Genomic DNA, 16,330 nt, shown 5'->3' with positions numbered 1-16,330 from the left:
GCCGGGGACACCCCTCGGCCGGTCCGTTCAGGCGGTCAGCGGGAGTGCGGCCAGCTCGGCGATCACCCAGGTCAGCGGGGCGAACACGAGCAGCAGCGCGGCCGCGCGCAGGGCGGTCGCCGCACGCAGCGCCGAGGCCGGTGCGCCGAGCCGCAGCAGCGCCCGCGCCGTCTCGGCGCGGGCCTGCTTCGCCTCCAGGGCGGAGGTCAGCAGCGTCGCGGTGGTGCAGCCGATGACGAGCAGCGCGCCGAGTGCGGTGAGCGGGCCGAAGGGCCGCGGCCCGGTCCCGTACAGCGCGAAGACGGCGATGACCGCGGAGAGGACCGCGCAGACGACCCCCAGTGGGCGGCCGATCCGGCGTGCCTCGTCCATCAGGACCCGGCCCGCCAGCAGGCGTACGGCGCCGGGGCGCACCACCTGGAGCAGCCGTCCGGACAGGTGGGTCAGGCCGGGTCCTGCCATGGCCAGGCCGACCGCGGTCAGGGTCCATCCGACGAGCACCCAGGCGGGTGTGGAGTCGAGCTTGCCGGGGAGCGGGAAGGGGCTGCCGGGTGCGCCCCGACTGGCGTACGCCTCGACCGCGAGACCGGCGGCCGTCAGGGCGACGCCCCACGGCAGCCCGGTCGGCGGCGCCGCCGGGGCCGGGATCCGCTCCTCGGGCACCAGGTCGTCGGCGTCCTCCGAGGTGCCGGCGGCCCGCACCGGCCTGGTGCGCAGCGCCAGCGCGCTCGCGATCGCCGCGGCCGCGGGCACCAGGGTCAGCAGGACGAGGACGGCGGCCAGGGGCAGGGGTGCCTCGGCGCCCAGCAGCCCGGCCGCCGCGCCGTCGAACGGCATTCCGGACAGGTCGCCGCGCAGATGCAGGAAGAAGAGCAGCGCCACCATCGAGCCGAGCGTGCAGGACACGGCGGTGGAGACGGCGGCGAGCACACTGAGCCGCACCGGGCCGAGGCCCACGGCGGACAGCCCCGAGCGCGGCCGGGTGCTGGGGTCCGTACGCGCCACCGCGACCGCGAACTGCACGGTGGCGGCCAGCGGCACGAAGCACCACAGCAGCCGCAGCACGGAACCCGTGGAGTGCGCCGGGTGCCCCGAGGCGTAGCCGAGCGTGCAGAGCAGGAGGAAGCCGACCCCGGCGGATGCGGCCGCGACCAGCAGCCGCCGCATCAGGACCAGTGGATGGGAACCGCGGGCTAGACGGAGAGCGAGCACGCCGCGCGGCCCTCCGTATCGGCCTCGGCGGGCAGGGCGACGGTGGCGACCCGGCGTCCGTCCAGCAGCGGCACCACGCGGTCGGCGAGTGCGGCGATCTCCGCGTCGTGGGTGGCGAGCACCACCGTGATGCCGTGCGAGCGGGCCGCGCTGGTCAGGGTGCGCAGCACATGGGCGCGGTCGGTGCGGTGCAGTGTCGCGGTCGGCTCGTCGGCGAAGATCACCGCGGGGGCGGCTGCCAGGGCGCGGGCCACCGAGATCCGCTGCCGCTGGCTCTGCTGCAGGGTGTGCGGACGCTTGCGGGCGCACATGCCGATGTCGAGGCGCTCCAGCCACTCCATGGCGGCCTTCTTGGCCTCCCGGTGCGAGGAGCCGCGCAGCAGCAGCGGCAGGGCGGTGTTCTCCCAGGTGTTCAACTCGGGGACGAGCTGGGGCTCGGGGGCGATCCAGCCGAACTTGTCCCGGCGCAGCCGTTCGCGCAGCCGCGGGCCCATGGTGTGGACGGGGACGCTGTTGAACCACACCTCGCCCTGCTGGGGCACGAGCTGGCCGGAGAGGCAGTGCAGCAGGGTCGTCTTGCCACTGCCGCGGGGGCCGGTCACCGCGAGGATCTCGCCGTCGCGGATGCCCAGGGAGACCCCGCCGAGTGCGGGTGAGCCGTTGTGGGAGTGCTGCAGGGAACGCGCCCAGATCACGTCGTTGTCCGGCGGGGCCACCATGGCGTACACCTCGGTTCAGATCAGATATCCCGTTCCCCCGTACGGGGGAACGAAGGCGGGGCCGATCGGTCACTCGGCACCGTAAGGATTCCGGTCACGGTGTGCGCACAGCACGCGGCCCGGGTGCGCTTCTTCCCACTCGAATGGGCGCATCCGGGCCGCGTGGACCGTATGAAATGACCGCTGGAGGGGTCCCTCGGGATTCCTCCCGGGACGGTCAAGCGGTGGTCAAGCCTGGGCCGAACGGGCGTCCCGTTCGGAACCTGCCCGGGCCTGGGGTCAGAGCTTCGTCCAGGCCTCCGTGAGGACGGACCGCAGGATGCCCTCGATCTCGTCGAACGTGGACTGGTCGGAGACCAGCGGCGGGGCGAGCTGGACGACCGGGTCGCCGCGGTCGTCGGCCCGGCAGTACAGGCCGTTGTCGTACAGCGCCTTGGAGAGGAAGCCGTACAGGACGCGCTCGGTCTCCTCGTCGGTGAACGTCTCCTTGGTGACCTTGTCCTTCACCAGCTCGATGCCGTAGAAGAAGCCGTTGCCGCGGACGTCGCCGACGATCGGCAGGTCGTGGAGCTTCTGGAGTGTGGTGAAGAAGGCGTTCTCGTTGTCGAGCACGTGCTGGTTGAGGCCCTCGCGCTCGAAGATGTCGAGGTTGGCGAGGCCGACCGCCGCGGAGACCGGGTGGCCGCCGAAGGTGTAGCCGTGCAGGAAGGTGTTGTCGCCCTCGTAGAACGGCTCGGCGAGCCTGTCCGAGATGATGCAGGCACCGATGGGGGAGTAGCCCGAGGTCATGCCCTTGGCGCAGGTGATCATGTCCGGCACGTAGCCGAACTTGTCGCAGGCGAACATCGTGCCGAGGCGGCCGAAGGCGCAGATGACCTCGTCGGAGACGAGCAGCACGTCGTACTGGTCGCAGATCTCGCGGACCCGCTGGAAGTACCCGGGCGGCGGCGGGAAGCAGCCGCCGGCGTTCTGCACCGGCTCCAGGAAGACGGCGGCGACGGTGTCCGCGCCCTCGAAGAGGATCTCCTGCTCGATCTGGTCGGCGGCCCAGCGGCCGAAGGCCTCCGGGTCGTCGCCGTGGATCGGGGCGCGGTAGATGTTGGTGTTCGGCACCTTGTGCGCGCCGGGGACCAGCGGCTCGAAGGGGGCCTTGAGGGCCGGCAGGCCGGTGATGGACAGGGCGCCCTGCGGGGTGCCGTGGTAGGCGACCGCGCGCGAGATGACCTTGTACTTGGTCGGCTTGCCCTTGAGCTTGAAGTACTGCTTGGCCAGCTTCCAGGCGGTCTCGACGGCCTCGCCGCCACCGGTGGTGAAGAAGACCTTGTTGAGGTCGCCCGGGGCGTAGTCGGCGAGGCGCTCGGCCAGCTCGACGGCCTTCGGGTGGGCGTAGGACCACACCGGGAAGAAGGCGAGCTCCTGGGCCTGCTTGTAAGCGGCCTCGGCGAGCTCGTGGCGGCCGTGGCCGGCGTTGACCACGAACAGGCCGGACAGGCCGTCGAGGTAGCGCTTGCCCTGGTCGTCGTAGATGTAGGTGCCCTCGCCACGCACGATGGTGGGAACGGGCGCGTTCTCGTAGTCCGACATGCGGGTGAAATGCATCCACAGGTGGTCGTACGCGGTCCGGCTGAGGTCCTTGCTCACGGCTATCGGGTTCCCCACATATAGGTCTGCTTCTTGAGCTTGAGGTAGACGAAGCTCTCGGTGGAGCGCACACCGGGAATGGCCCGGATGCGTTTGTTGATCGTCTCCAGCAGGTGGTCGTCGTCCTCGCAGACGATCTCCACCATCAGGTCGAAGGAGCCCGCGGTCATCACCACGTACTCGCATTCGGCCATGGCCGACAGGGCTTCCGCGACGGGGTCGAGGTCGCCCTCGACGTTGATCCCGACCATCGCCTGCCGCCGGAACCCCACGGTGAGCGGGTCCGTGACGGCGACGATCTGCATCACGCCCTGGTCGAGCAGCTTCTGTACGCGCTGGCGCACGGCCGCCTCGGAGAGGCCCACGGCCTTGCCGATCGCGGCGTACGGACGGCGCCCGTCCTCCTGGAGCTGCTCGATGATTGCGAGGGACACGGCATCGACCGCTGGGGACGATCCGTTCCCGGTCCTGGAGTCTGCGCTGCGACTGGCCACGGAGCCACTCTGCACCGGGACTCGTCCGTCTCGCAACCCTCAATCGATGAAATTCGTTGTTGAAGGGCTCTAATCTCACCGAATCCGAAGTTGACGGCGGTTGGGTATGTCGAAACCGTTACCCATGCGACTAGGCTGGATGTCTCACCCATTGGACGTGTCGACAGGAGGGGTGGTTGTGACCACCGAGGTGCGCCGTCTGCGCAACTACATCAACGGAGAGTTCCGGGACGCCGCCGACGGGCGGACCATCGACGTGGTCAACCCGGTGACGGAGGAGGTCTACGCGACCTCGCCGCTCTCGGGCGAGGCCGATGTCGATGCCGCCATGGACGCCGCCGCCGCTGCCTTCCCCGCCTGGCGCGACGCCACGCCCGCCGAGCGGCAGCGCGCCCTGCTGAAGATCGCGGACGCCTTCGAGGAGCGCGCCGAGGACCTCATCGCGGCCGAGTCCGAGAACACCGGCAAACCGGTCGGGCTGACCCGCAGCGAAGAGCTTCCGCCGATGGTGGACCAGATCCGCTTCTTCGCGGGCGCCGCCCGGCTGCTGGAGGGCCGCTCGGCCGGCGAGTACATGGAGGGTCTGACCTCCATCGTCCGCCGCGAGCCGGTCGGGGTCTGCGCGCAGGTCGCGCCGTGGAACTACCCGATGATGATGGCCGTCTGGAAGTTCGCCCCGGCCCTCGCCGCGGGCAACACCGTCGTCATCAAGCCGTCCGACACCACCCCGGCGTCGACCGTGCTGATCGCCGAGATCATCGGGCAGATCCTGCCCAAGGGCGTCTTCAACGTCATCTGCGGCGACCGTGACACCGGCCGCGCGATGGTCGAGCACCGGACGCCGGCGATGGCCTCCATCACCGGTTCGGTCCGGGCGGGCATGCAGGTGGCCGAGTCCGCGGCCAAGGACGTCAAGCGGGTCCACCTGGAGCTCGGCGGCAAGGCGCCCGTCGTCGTCTTCGAGGACACCGACATCGCGAAGGCCGTCGAGGACATCTCGGTCGCCGGGTACTTCAACGCCGGACAGGACTGTACGGCCGCGACCCGCGTCCTGGTCCACGAGTCGATCCACGACGAGTTCGTCACCGCGCTCGCCAAGGCGGCGGCCGACACGAAGACCGGGCAGCCGGACGACGAGGACGTGCTCTACGGCCCGCTCAACAACGCGAACCAGCTCGCCCAGGTCAGCGGCTTCGTCGAGCGGCTCCCGGCCCACGCCAAGGTCGAGGCGGGCGGCCACCGGGTCGGTGACAAGGGCTACTTCTACGCCCCGACTGTCGTCTCCGGCCTCAAACAGGACGACGAGATCATCCAGAACGAGGTGTTCGGTCCGGTCATCACCGTCCAGTCGTTCACCGACGAGGCCCAGGCGCTGGAGTGGGCGAACGGCGTCGACTACGCCCTCGCCTCCTCGGTGTGGACCAAGGACCACGCACGCGCCATGCGGATGTCCAAGAACCTCGACTTCGGCTGCGTGTGGATCAACACCCACATCCCGCTCGTCGCCGAGATGCCGCACGGCGGATTCAAGAAGTCCGGCTACGGCAAGGACCTCTCCGCCTACGGCTTCGAGGACTACACCCGCATCAAGCACGTCATGACCTCGCTCGACGGCTGAAACCCGTCGGCGGAGCCTCGCTCCATGGACACGGATACGGCCCCCGGGCGCACTGTGCGAGTGCCCGGGGGCCGTATCCGTGTCTCCGGGAGCGGTGTCCGCGCCCGGAGGGTCCGTCCGCCCTCGACAGGGTGTGCGCGGCGGGCGGGCACCGCTGGACGGTTGGTCCATTGCCCGCCGCACCGGCGGACCGGCATCCTGCGCAGGTGCGAGCGATCCCGAACCACCCCATGTCCCGCCGGTCCCTGCTCCGCGCCCTCGGGGCGGGAGCGGCCGGTGCCACGCTGGCCGGCTGCGGAGTGCCCGCCGCCTTCGTGGAGCCGGGTGACCGGGCCGGACGCGACTACTCCGCCGGCGACCACACCCTGCACTTCGCCAACTGGCCGCTGTACATCGACACCGACGACGAGGACGAGTCGAAGCGGCCCACCCTCGACGCGTTCAGCAAGCGGACCGGGATCTCCGTCACGTACACCGAGGAGATCAACGACAACGACGAGTTCTTCGGGAAGATCAGCCCGGCCCTGATGAACCACCAGCAGACCGGCCGCGATCTGATCGTCATGAGCGACTGGATGGCGGCGCGGTTCGTCCGGCTCGGCTGGGTCCAGGAGATGGACCGGGCCAAGCAGCCCAACGTGGCGAAGTACCTCGACCCGCAACTGCGCTCGCCCGCCTTCGACAAGGGCCGGACGCACAGCGTGCCCTGGCAGTCCGGGATCACCGGCATCGCATACAACCGCAAGAGGCTCGGCCGCGAGATCAAGCACACGAGCGATCTGTGGGCGGACGATCTGCGCGGCAAGGTGACGCTGTTGTCGGGGCTCGACGAGTCGTTCGCGCTGCTGATGCAGGGCAACGGCGTCGACATCACCCGCTGGACGGCCGACGACTTCCACGAGATCTGCGACCAGGTGGAGAAGCTGGTGAGGTCGAAGCACATCCGCCGCTTCACCGGCAACGACTACATCAAGGACCTCTCCACCGGCGACGTGCTCGCCTGCCAGGCCTACTCCGGCGATGTCATCCAGCTCCAGGCGGACAACCCCGAGATCGAGTTCGTGGTGCCGGAGGAGGGTGCCGAGCTCTGGGCGGAATCGCTCATGATCCCCAACCTCGCCCGCCACAAGCGCAATGCGGAGAAGCTCGTCGACTTCTACTACGAGCCCGAGGTCGCCGCCGAGCTCGCCACCTGGGTCAACTACGTCTGCCCGGTGCCGGCCGCGCGCGAGGTGCTCGCCTCCTCCAAGGACGAGGAGACCGCCGCGCTCGCCGAGGACCCGCTGATCTTCCCCGACGACGCCATGCGCAAGCGGCTGGCGATCGCCCGTGACATCACCTCCGAGGAGCGCGCCGGGTTCGCCAAGAAGTGGAATTCCATCGTCGGACTGTGAGCACCTGCCCCTGTCGTCCGTGACGAGGGCTTTCGACGGAGACCGAAGAGGACAGCCGGCACCACGCGGAACGCGCGGGGTGCCGGTTTTTCGTGGCCGGTACGGCCCTTCCCGGCGCCGCCGCTGTCCTGAGTCCTCCGGTGCGGAGGGGTGCGGCGCCAGGTTCCGTTCGGCCTGCGTCTCCGCACCAGTTGGTTGTTTCACCTTGCTGTCGAAAATTTTCAATATCTGAGCGACATCTTGTGTTCATGTGTTCGTGATGCTTGAGTGTCAGGCGCTTCCCTCTCCCCCCACCTCCCCCACGAGGAAGCGCAGTCCCACAAGAATCGGAGTGTCATGCGCATGTCAGCCCCCACGCGTCATTCGTACGTCCTCGCCGTCGCGATCGCCCTCGTGGGCACGGTCGTCGGCGTCACCGGTCAGGCCTCCGCCCGGCCGGCTCCGGCCCCGGCAGCGGCCGAGGCGGCCGCCGTATCGGGCGCCACCCTTCCCTTCACCTCCGCCGAGGCGGAGTCCGCCGCCACCACCGGCCAGAAGATCGGCCCCGACCACACCCAGGGCACCCTCGCCTCCGAGGCGTCCGGCCGGCAGGCGGTACGCCTGAGCAGCGGGCAGAGCGTGGAGTTCACCCTCGACGGCGCGGCCAACGCCGTGAACGTCGCGTACAGCGTGCCCGACGGGCAGAGCGGTTCACTCGCCGTCTACGTCAACGGCACGAAGCTCGACGCGTCCCTGCCGGTCACCTCCAAGTACAGCTACGTCGACACCCCCTGGATCGTCGGCGCCAAGACGCACCACCTCTTCGACAACGCACGCCTCCTGCTGGGCCGCGACCTGGCGGCGGGTGACAAGGTGAGGCTGGAGGCCGCCGCCACCGAGGTCACCGTCGACGTCGCCGACTTCGAGCAGGTCGCCGCGCCCGCCGCCGCACCGTCCGGCGCGGTCTCCGTCGTCGACAAGGGCGCCGACGCCACCGGTCAGCAGGACTCCACGCAGGCCTTCCGCGAGGCGATCACCGAGGCGAAGGCGGCCGGCGGCACGGTGTGGATCCCGGCGGGTGACTTCAAACTGGACTCCGAGCTGAGCGGGGTCGAGAACGTCACGATCCAGGGCGCCGGCAGCTGGCACTCGGTCGTGCACGCCTCGCGGTTCATCAACCAGAGCAACTCCGCCGGCCAGGTCACCATCAAGGACTTCGCGGTCATCGGCGAGGTCACCGAGCGGGTCGACAGCAACCCGGACAACTTCGTCAACGGCTCCCTCGGACCCGGCTCCCTGGTCAGCGGCATGTGGCTGCAGCACCTCAAGGTCGGGCTCTGGCTGACCGGCAACAACGACAACCTGGTCGTCGAGAACAACCGGATCCTCGACACCACCGCCGACGGCCTCAACCTCAACGGCAACGCCCACGGCGTGCAGGTGCGCGGCAACTTCCTGCGCAACCAGGGCGACGACTCCCTCGCGATGTGGTCGCTGAACGCCGCCGACACCGGCTCCACCTTCGCGAACAACACCATCTCCCAGCCCAACCTGGCGAACGGCATCGCCATCTACGGCGGCAGCGACATCACCGTCAAGGACAACCTGATCAGCGACACCAACGCGCTGGGCAGCGGCATCGCCATCTCCAACCAGAAGTTCGCCGACCCGTTCTTCCCGCTGGGCGGCACCATCACGGTCTCCGGGAACACCCTCGTACGCACGGGAGCCCTCAACCCCAACTGGGGCCACCCGATGGGTGCGCTGCGCGTGGACGCCTACGACAGTGCCATCGAGGCGAACGTCAACATCACCGGCACCACCATCAAGGACAGCCCCTACGGCGCCTACGAGTTCGTCTCGGGCGGCGGTACGGGCAACGCCGTCAAGAACGTCACCGTCGACGGTTCGGCCGTGGACGGGGTCGGCACGGTCGTCGTCCAGGCCGAGACGCCCGGAGCCGTGACGATGTCGAACGTCACCGCTACCGGGGTCGGCGCGGCCGGTGTCTACAACTGCGCCTACCCCGAGGGCTCGGGCACCTTCACGCTCACCGACGGCGGCGGCAACTCCGGCTGGGACAGCACCTGGGACGACTGCTCGGCATGGCCCGAGCCGGGCAGCGGCAACTAGGGCCTCTCGTTCGGATCATGCCGGGCTCGCGGGGTCCGGTGCGCGCTCCCCCAAGCTCTCGACTTCGCTCGAGCAGGGAGGGGCCCCCTCCCGCGTTGTCGTCGGTCGCCCATGCTCCTTCCGCAAGCTCTCGGCTTCGCTCGAGCAGGGAGACCCCATCCGACTCCCTCCTCCGCCTTGCAGCCGCACGCACCGGACCCCGCTCCCTGATCCGGCCTGATCCAAACGAAAGACCCTGGCGGGAGCGAGCGGGCCAGGCGCATTCCCCGGGCCCCCTCTGCGCCTCATCCACTTCCTGCACCCTTCTGTATCCCCCCATGGATCCCACATCCCCCCACATCGAGAGGAACGCTGTGACAAGGAGAGACTGGAGCCGGCGGAGCATCGCCCTCACGCTCGGCGCCGCACTGACCGCCACCTGGCTGCTGCCGGCCGCCGCCCACGCGGGACCGGTGGTCCCCGAGACGTCCGCCGCCGCGGCCGACCGGGGCGCCGCCACCCCGTACGCCGAGTACGAGGCGGAGGCCGGCACGTACGACGGCACCCTGCTGGAGACGGACGCCACGCGCACCTTCGGGCACACCAACTTCGCCACCGAGTCCTCGGGGCGCAAGTCGGTACGCCTCGACTCCACGGGCCAGTACGTGGAGTTCACCTCGACCGGCAGCACCAACTCCATCGTCGTCCGCAACTCCATCCCCGACGCTCCGGGCGGCGGCGGCCAGGAGAAGACCCTGAGCCTCTACGCCGACGGTGCCTTCGTGCAGAAGCTGGACCTGTCGTCCAGGCACAGCTGGCTGTACGGCAACACGGACCAGCCGGAAGGCCTGACGAACAGCCCCGGCGGTGACGCGCGGCGGCTGTTCGACGAGTCGCACGCACTGCTCGACAAGACCTACCCCGAGGGGACCACCTTCCGGCTCCAGCGCGACGCCGGTGACGACGCCGCGTACTACGTCGTCGACCTGGTCGACCTGGAGCAGGTGGCGCCGCCCGCGAGCAAGCCCGCCGAGTGCACCTCGATCACCGAGTACGGCGCGGTCCCGGACGACGGGAACGACGACACGGACGCGATCCAGGACGCCGTCACCGCCGACCAGAACGGTGAGATCGACTGTGTGTGGATCCCTGCCGGGCAGTGGCGGCAGGAGCAGAAGATCCTCACCGACGACCCGCAGGACCGCGGGCAGTACAACCAGGTCGGGATCCGCGACGTCACGATCCGCGGCGCCGGCATGTGGCACTCGCAGCTCTACACCCTCACCGCGCCGCAGGACGCGGGCGGCATCAACCACCCGCACGAGGGCAACTTCGGCTTCGACATCGACGACAACACCCAGATCTCGGACATCGCGATCTTCGGCTCCGGCACCATCCGGGGCGGTGACGGCAACGCCGAGGGCGGCGTCGGTCTCAACGGCCGCTTCGGCAAGAACACCAAGATCAGCAACGTGTGGATCGAGCACGCCAACGTCGCCACCTGGGTCGGCCGCGACTACAGCAACATCCCGGAGCTGTGGGGGCCGGGTGACGGACTCGAGTTCACCGGGATGCGCATCCGCAACACCTACGCGGACGGCATCAACTTCACCAACGGCACCCACAACTCCTCCGTCACCGACTCGTCCTTCCGCAACACCGGGGACGACGCACTGGCGGTGTGGGCGAGCAAGTACGTCAAGGACCCCGCCGCGGACATCGGCCACGACAACGTCTTCAGCAACAACACCGTGCAGCTGCCCTGGCGGGCCAACGGCATCGCCGTCTACGGCGGTTACGGCAACAAGATCGAGAACAACCTGGTGTACGACACCATGAACTACCCCGGCATCATGCTGGCCACCGACCACGACCCGGTGCCCTTCTCCGGGGAGACCCTGATCGCGAACAACGGGCTCTACCGCACCGGCGGAGCGTTCTGGAACGAGGACCAGGAGTTCGGCGCCATCACCCTGTTCGCGCAGGGCTCCGACATCCCCGGCGTCACGATCCGTGACACCGACATCCAGGACTCGACGTACGACGGGATCCAGTTCAAGACCGGCGGCGGCGCGATGCCGGACGTGCAGGTCAGCAATGTGACGATCTCCGGATCCACCAACGGCTCGGGCATTCTCGCCATGGGCGGCGCACGGGGCAGTGCGACGCTCACCGGCGTGACCATCAGCGGTTCGCGCGACGGAGACGTCCTGGTCGAGCCCGGATCGCAGTTCGTGATCAACACGGGTGCGGCACGGCAGTGATCTGCTGAGTGCCTTCTGCGCACCGCCGCTTCTGCGGGCCGCCCGGATCCGTGTCCCGGATCCGGGCGGCCCTTCCGCCGTGCGCGGAGGCTTCCGGACGCCGCCCTCGGGCCGGTGTAAAGAGCCCGTAAACCCCGGCGTACGCTGCCGATATGAGCGAGCGACGCGCCTTGCGAAGGCGTATACGCGTGTGGTTGGTCGTCTTCATCGTCTGTCTGGTTCTGAGCGGGCTCACCGCCTTCCCGCTCGTCCATGAACTGCGCTGGGCCGAGGACCTGCTGAGTTCCCCGGCCTCGCCCGTCCCCGAACACTTCCCCGCCCTGATGGAGTGGATCACCCGGGTCCGGACCGGCATCGACACGGCCGACGCCGAGTACCCCTTCGTCCTCTACGGCACCGACTGGCTGGCCTTCGCGCACCTCGTGATCGCGGTCGCCTTCTACGGCCCCTACCGCGACCCGGTCCGCAACATCTGGGTCATCGAATTCGGCATGATCGCCTGTGCCGGGATCATCCCGCTCGCCCTGATCTGCGGACCCATCCGTGACATCCCCTTCTGGTGGTCGGTCATCGACATGTCGTTCGGTGTCTTCGGCGTGATCCCGCTGCTGATCGTGCACCGCAAGATCAAGCGGCTCGAGGCCATGGAGCGGACCCCGGAACCGGTGCCCGCGCCGGAGGCCGCCCCGGCGGTCTGAGCCGGCCGCCGGACTCCGGGTCAGCCGGCGGACGGGGCGCCGAAGGCGGCCACCACGATGCCCATCGCCGTGGGGTTCATGTCCTTCCCCTTCGCGTCCGTCGCGTTGACGTTGTAGACCAGGGTCCTGGAGAGATCACGGGTGGCCGCGACGGCCGTGTTGTAGCCCCAGCGGCCACCCGTCTTGCCCCAGACCTCGCGTCCGCCGAGCGTCATCACCGAGAGACCCGCGCTGTAGGCGGCGGGCGCGCCCGTCCCGTACTCCCGTACCGACGCGTCGGGCAGTGTGAACATCTCCTCCAGCAGCGGGCCGCGCACCACCCGTCCGCCGAACAGCGCCCGGGTGAAACGCTCCAGATCGGCGGTGGTCGATATCAGGTCACCCGCCGCCCACGCGTCGCTCGCCCCCCACACCGTCACGTCGCGCAGCTCACCGGCCGTGCCGAAGAGCTGGTAGCCGTGGTTGTGCGGCCCCCGGATCGTGGGGTCGGTGCCCGGGAAGCCGGTGTCCCTCAGGCGCAGGGGCTCCAGAATGCGCCGCGAGACCTGCGAGGCGTACGTGTCGCCGGTGACGCGCTCGATCAGCAGGCCCGCCACGGTGTAGCCGATGTTGGCGTAGTGCTGCTGGGTGCCCGGCGCGAAGTCCGGCCTGTGCGCCGTGGCTTCGCGCACGACGTCCGCCGGGTCGATCAGGTCGAAGCGGTGCGCGTACGCACCCTCCGGCGTGTCGGTGCCGGCCGGTCCGACGGAAGGGAGGCCGCTCGTGTGGTTCAGCAGCTGGCGCACCGTGACCCGCCGGTACGCCGCCGGGATCAGGTCCGGCAGATAGTGCCGGGCCGGCCGGTCCAGGCTGATCCTGCCCTCGCCGGCCAGCTGGAGCACGACGGCCGCCGTGAAGACCTTGGTCACCGAACCGGCCCGGAATCGTCCGTCCGGGTCGGCCGGACGCCCGGACACCAGATCGTGCACACCGGCGCTGCCCCGCCAGCCTCCCGCGGTGCCCGAGACGCGCACCAGCGCTGCCGTGGCGTCGTCCTTCGGCAGGCCGCCGATCGCGGCCCGCAGCGCCGCGGCGTCCGGCGCCCCGGTGTCCGGTGTCTCCTGAGCGGGGGACCGCTGTGCGGCCGGGGCCGCCGCCACCGGGGATGCGGTCGCCGCCAGAGCCGGTGGGACGGGGCCCGCGGCGATCCCGAGGAGCAGGACGGCTGCGAGGACGGTGCGGTGCGTACGGGCGTTCATGTCCGGTGCCTCCTGGGCGTGGAATCCGGTGAGATCCATGAGATCCGTTGGATCAGCAAGATCCAGCGAGATCCAGTGAGATCCGGTTGGGATCGGGTGAGGAACTCAACTGCTGTCGGATTCCATCCTGTTGATCCACGCGCCCGGACGGATCACCCGAGCGGGGGTTTCCCCGGGGGAGGCTTCCTCCCCTGAGCGGGGGAGGCGGCGACCGGTCCTCCCTCCGCGGAGGGAGAGACGACACCGCACTCGTACGCGCAGATCACCGCCTGGATCCGGTCGCGCAGGCCCAGCTTGGACAGCACGTTGCCGACATGGGTCTTCACCGTGTGCTCGCTGACGACCAGCGCTGCCGCGATCTCCGCGTTCGACAGTCCGCGCGCCAGATGCAGCAGCGTCTCGTGCTCCCGCACCGTCAGCACGTTCAGGCGCGTCGACGGTTCCACGGCCGCAGCGGGCGGGCGCGAGGTGTACTCGGCGATCAGCCGGCGGGCCACCGAAGGCGCCAGCAGCGAGTCCCCGGCCGCCACCACCCGTACCGCGTGCACCAGATCGTCCCGGCGGACGTCCTTGAGCAGGAAGCCGCTCGCGCCCGCGTGCAGTGCCTCGTATACGTACTCGTCCGAGTCGAACGTCGTCAGCATCACCGTCCGGCAGTCGCTCCCGGCCGTGATGGTGCGGCAGGCCTCGATGCCGTCCGTGCCGGGCATCCGGATGTCGAGCAGCGCCACCTCGGGCGCCAGCCGCCGCACCGCGTCGACCGCCGCGCCCCCGTCGCCCGCCTCGGCAACCACCTCGATGTCCGGCTGCGCGTCCAGGATCATCGCGAAGCCGCTGCGCACCAGCTCCTGGTCGTCGGCCACCACCACGCGGATCGTCACTGTCCCACCCCTGTCCGTTGTCCCGGTTCCGGTTCCGGTTCCCGTTCCGCTTCCGGCCGGGGGCGCGGGTGCGGGATCGTCACCCCGACCCGGAAGCCCCGGCCGTCGGGGCCGGGCCCCGTGCGGGCCGTGCCGCCGTGCGCGGCTGCGCGTTCCCGGATTCCGGTGAGCCCCAGTCCCGATCCGCCCCCGGGGCCGCGCCCGTCGTCGGTGACCGTCAGTGTCAGCGCGTCGGGCCCGTGCTCCAGCCGCACCCGGACCGAGGCCGCCTCCGCATGCCTCACCACATTCGTCAGGGCCTCCTGCACGATCCGGTAGACCGTGGCCTCGACCGCCAGTCCCGGCGACCCGGCCTCGCCCGTGACCTCGTACGAGACGTCGGGACCGCCCGCACGGACCCGCTCCACCAGGCCGGGCAGCCCGTCCAGCGAGGGCTGCGGTTCCCTCGGAGCGCCCGAGCCGCCCCCGTCCTCGCGCAGCACACCGAGCATCCGCCGCAGCTGCACCATCGCGTCGCGGCCCGTCTCCGAGATCGCGTCGAAGGCCGCCTCGGCACGTTCGGGAGCCGTACGGACCGCCACCGGGCCGGCCTCCGCCTGCACGATCATCAGGCTGACCGCGTGGGACAGGATGTCGTGCATCTCCCGGGCGATCCGGGCCCGTTCCCGCGCGGCCGCCTGCTCGGCCTCGATGCGGTGCGTCAGCTCCAGCTGGCGGGCCCGGTCCTCCACCGCCCGCAGATAGGCCTTGCGCGTCACGGCCAGCCGGCCGAAGGCGTAGGCGGCGGCGAACACGAAGACGGAGAAGAGCAGTTCCCGCATCGCGTCGCTGTCCAGGCCGACCGAGACCAGCACGCCGAGCGCGGTGAGCACCGAGACCCCGATCCGCTTCGGCGCGGAGGAGAGTTCGGCCACCGTGTAGAACGCCACGAGTCCGGTGTACGGGAGCGGCTGGCCCGGTCCGTCGATGGTGAAGCGGTACAGGCCGCCGGCCGCGAGCACGGCGAGGAGGACGGCCACCGGCGCCCTGCGGCGGGCCACCAGCGGCACCGTCATCAGGGTGGTGATGCCGTATGCCGTCCAGGTCGCGTCCGGCAGATCCGGGGCGCGCGGCACGACGAACGGCATGGTCACGGCCGCCTGGACCAGCAGCGCGATGAGGAGGTCGACGGTGCGCGGGCCGGCCCCGAGCGCCTTCGCCGTCACGTCCCGCAGACGCGTCGGACGGCGCATCAGGGCTTCCGCGCCACCGCGCCGAACTGGGCGACCTCGACACCCGCCGGCCCGGGCGCGGGACGCCAGCGCGCGCACGAGACGATGCCCGGATCGAGGATGTCCAGCCCGTCCAGGAACGCGGCGACCTCGAAGCGCCCGCGGGCGGTGATCGCAGGCGTGGCGTTCTCGTTCCAGAACCGCATCGCCGCCTCGTTGCCCTCGCCGCCCAGTTCCAGCGTGGGGTGGGTGAGGACCAGATGGCTGCCGGACGGCACCGCGTCCATCAGCTGCCGCACGATGTGCAGCGCCTCATCGGTGTCGGGGACGAAGTTCAGGATGCCCAGCAGCATGACCGCGACCGGCCGTTCCAGATCGAGGGTCGGCTGCGCGGCCCGCAGGATCCTCTCCGGGTTCCGGGCGTCCGCGTCGATGTACTCGGTCGCGCCCTCCGGGGAGCTGGTGAGAAGCGAACGGGCGTGCGCCAGGACAATCGGGTCGTTGTCGACGTACACGACGCGGGCGTCGGGCGCGGTGTGCTGGGCGACCTCATGAGTGTTGTCCCCGGTCGGCAGGCCGGTGCCTATGTCCAGGAACTGGCCGATGCCGGCGTCACCGGCCAGGTACCGCACCGCCCGCCCCAGGAACTCCCGGTCGGCCCTGGCCACTTCACCGATGCTCGGATACATGCCGGTGACCTGGTCGCCGACGGCGCGGTCCACCGGGAAGTGGTCCTTGCCGCCGAGCCAGTAGTTCCAGACCCGGGCGTTGTGGGCGACGTCGGAACGGATGCGGGCGGGGAGGGCGTTGTTGCGGGGGACGGTCACGTCTGCTCCTTGGCGCCGGCCTGGCGTCGAAACGATGAGGTG

Annotated in this window: 11 protein-coding genes and 2 pseudogenes; 5 read left to right on the top strand and 8 right to left on the bottom strand. The window is 70.2% G+C overall.

Annotated elements, in window-relative coordinates; all coding sequences use genetic code 11:
* Positions 1-27 precede the first annotated feature (27 nt).
* The 4 genes from OG521_10810 to OG521_10795 all read right to left on the bottom strand — a co-directional run bounded on the left by OG521_10810 (position 28) and on the right by OG521_10795 (position 4,066).
* Entirely contained in the window at positions 28-1,212 is a 1,185-nt protein-coding gene (locus tag OG521_10810) for a hypothetical protein (protein WUW21251.1), read from the bottom strand.
* Positions 1,194-1,931: an ATP-binding cassette domain-containing protein gene (locus OG521_10805; protein WUW21250.1), complete on the bottom strand. Its 738-nt coding sequence runs from the start codon at positions 1,929-1,931 to the stop codon at positions 1,194-1,196. The genes OG521_10810 and OG521_10805 overlap by 19 nt, the downstream gene beginning before the upstream one ends.
* 279 nt (positions 1,932-2,210) lie before the next feature.
* A complete protein-coding gene (locus tag OG521_10800) occupies positions 2,211-3,590 on the bottom strand; it encodes an aspartate aminotransferase family protein (protein WUW21249.1) in 1,380 nt (459 codons plus the stop codon).
* Positions 3,575-4,066, bottom strand: coding sequence for an Lrp/AsnC family transcriptional regulator (locus OG521_10795; protein ID WUW21248.1), 492 nt, complete (start codon positions 4,064-4,066; stop codon positions 3,575-3,577). The genes OG521_10800 and OG521_10795 overlap by 16 nt, the downstream gene beginning before the upstream one ends.
* A gap of 178 nt (positions 4,067-4,244) precedes the next feature.
* Between OG521_10795 and OG521_10790 the strand changes: the two genes are divergently transcribed.
* The 5 genes and pseudogenes from OG521_10790 to OG521_10770 all read left to right on the top strand — a co-directional run bounded on the left by OG521_10790 (position 4,245) and on the right by OG521_10770 (position 12,131).
* Complete coding sequence (locus OG521_10790; protein ID WUW21247.1) at positions 4,245-5,684, top strand: gamma-aminobutyraldehyde dehydrogenase; 1,440 nt, start codon at positions 4,245-4,247, stop codon at positions 5,682-5,684.
* 230 nt (positions 5,685-5,914) lie between these two features.
* A complete protein-coding gene (locus tag OG521_10785) occupies positions 5,915-7,078 on the top strand; it encodes a spermidine/putrescine ABC transporter substrate-binding protein (protein WUW26639.1) in 1,164 nt (387 codons plus the stop codon).
* A gap of 336 nt (positions 7,079-7,414) precedes the next feature.
* Positions 7,415-9,187, top strand: a pseudogene (locus tag OG521_10780) (mycodextranase).
* Between the two features lie 488 nt (positions 9,188-9,675).
* Positions 9,676-11,433, top strand: a pseudogene (locus tag OG521_10775) (hypothetical protein).
* Positions 11,434-11,585: 152 nt separating this feature from the next.
* A complete protein-coding gene (locus OG521_10770; GenBank protein ID WUW21246.1) occupies positions 11,586-12,131 on the top strand; it encodes a hypothetical protein in 546 nt (181 codons plus the stop codon).
* 20 nt (positions 12,132-12,151) lie between these two features.
* Here OG521_10770 and OG521_10765 read toward each other — a convergent pair whose 3' ends face one another.
* The 4 genes from OG521_10765 to OG521_10750 form a co-directional block, all read right to left on the bottom strand.
* On the bottom strand, positions 12,152-13,369 hold the full coding sequence (locus tag OG521_10765; GenBank protein WUW26638.1) for a beta-lactamase family protein: 1,218 nt from the start codon (positions 13,367-13,369) through the stop codon (positions 12,152-12,154).
* A gap of 152 nt (positions 13,370-13,521) precedes the next feature.
* Positions 13,522-14,250, bottom strand: coding sequence for a response regulator transcription factor (locus OG521_10760; GenBank protein ID WUW21245.1), 729 nt, complete (start codon positions 14,248-14,250; stop codon positions 13,522-13,524).
* The gene (locus tag OG521_10755) at positions 14,247-15,482 is read right to left on the bottom strand and encodes a histidine kinase (GenBank protein ID WUW21244.1); all 1,236 of its coding nucleotides are present in this window, start codon (positions 15,480-15,482) and stop codon (positions 14,247-14,249) included. Before OG521_10755 ends, OG521_10760 begins: the two co-directional genes overlap by 4 nt.
* Positions 15,482-16,288: an SAM-dependent methyltransferase gene (locus OG521_10750; protein WUW21243.1), complete on the bottom strand. Its 807-nt coding sequence runs from the start codon at positions 16,286-16,288 to the stop codon at positions 15,482-15,484. Before OG521_10750 ends, OG521_10755 begins: the two co-directional genes overlap by 1 nt.
* Between the last annotated feature and the right edge of the window lie 42 nt (positions 16,289-16,330).

The sequence above is a fragment of the Streptomyces sp. NBC_01463 genome (genome assembly GCA_036227345.1).
In the GTDB taxonomy this organism is placed as follows: domain Bacteria; phylum Actinomycetota; class Actinomycetes; order Streptomycetales; family Streptomycetaceae; genus Streptomyces.
Note: the sequence above shows the minus strand (reverse complement) of the source record. Positions and strands in the feature narration are given on the sequence as shown.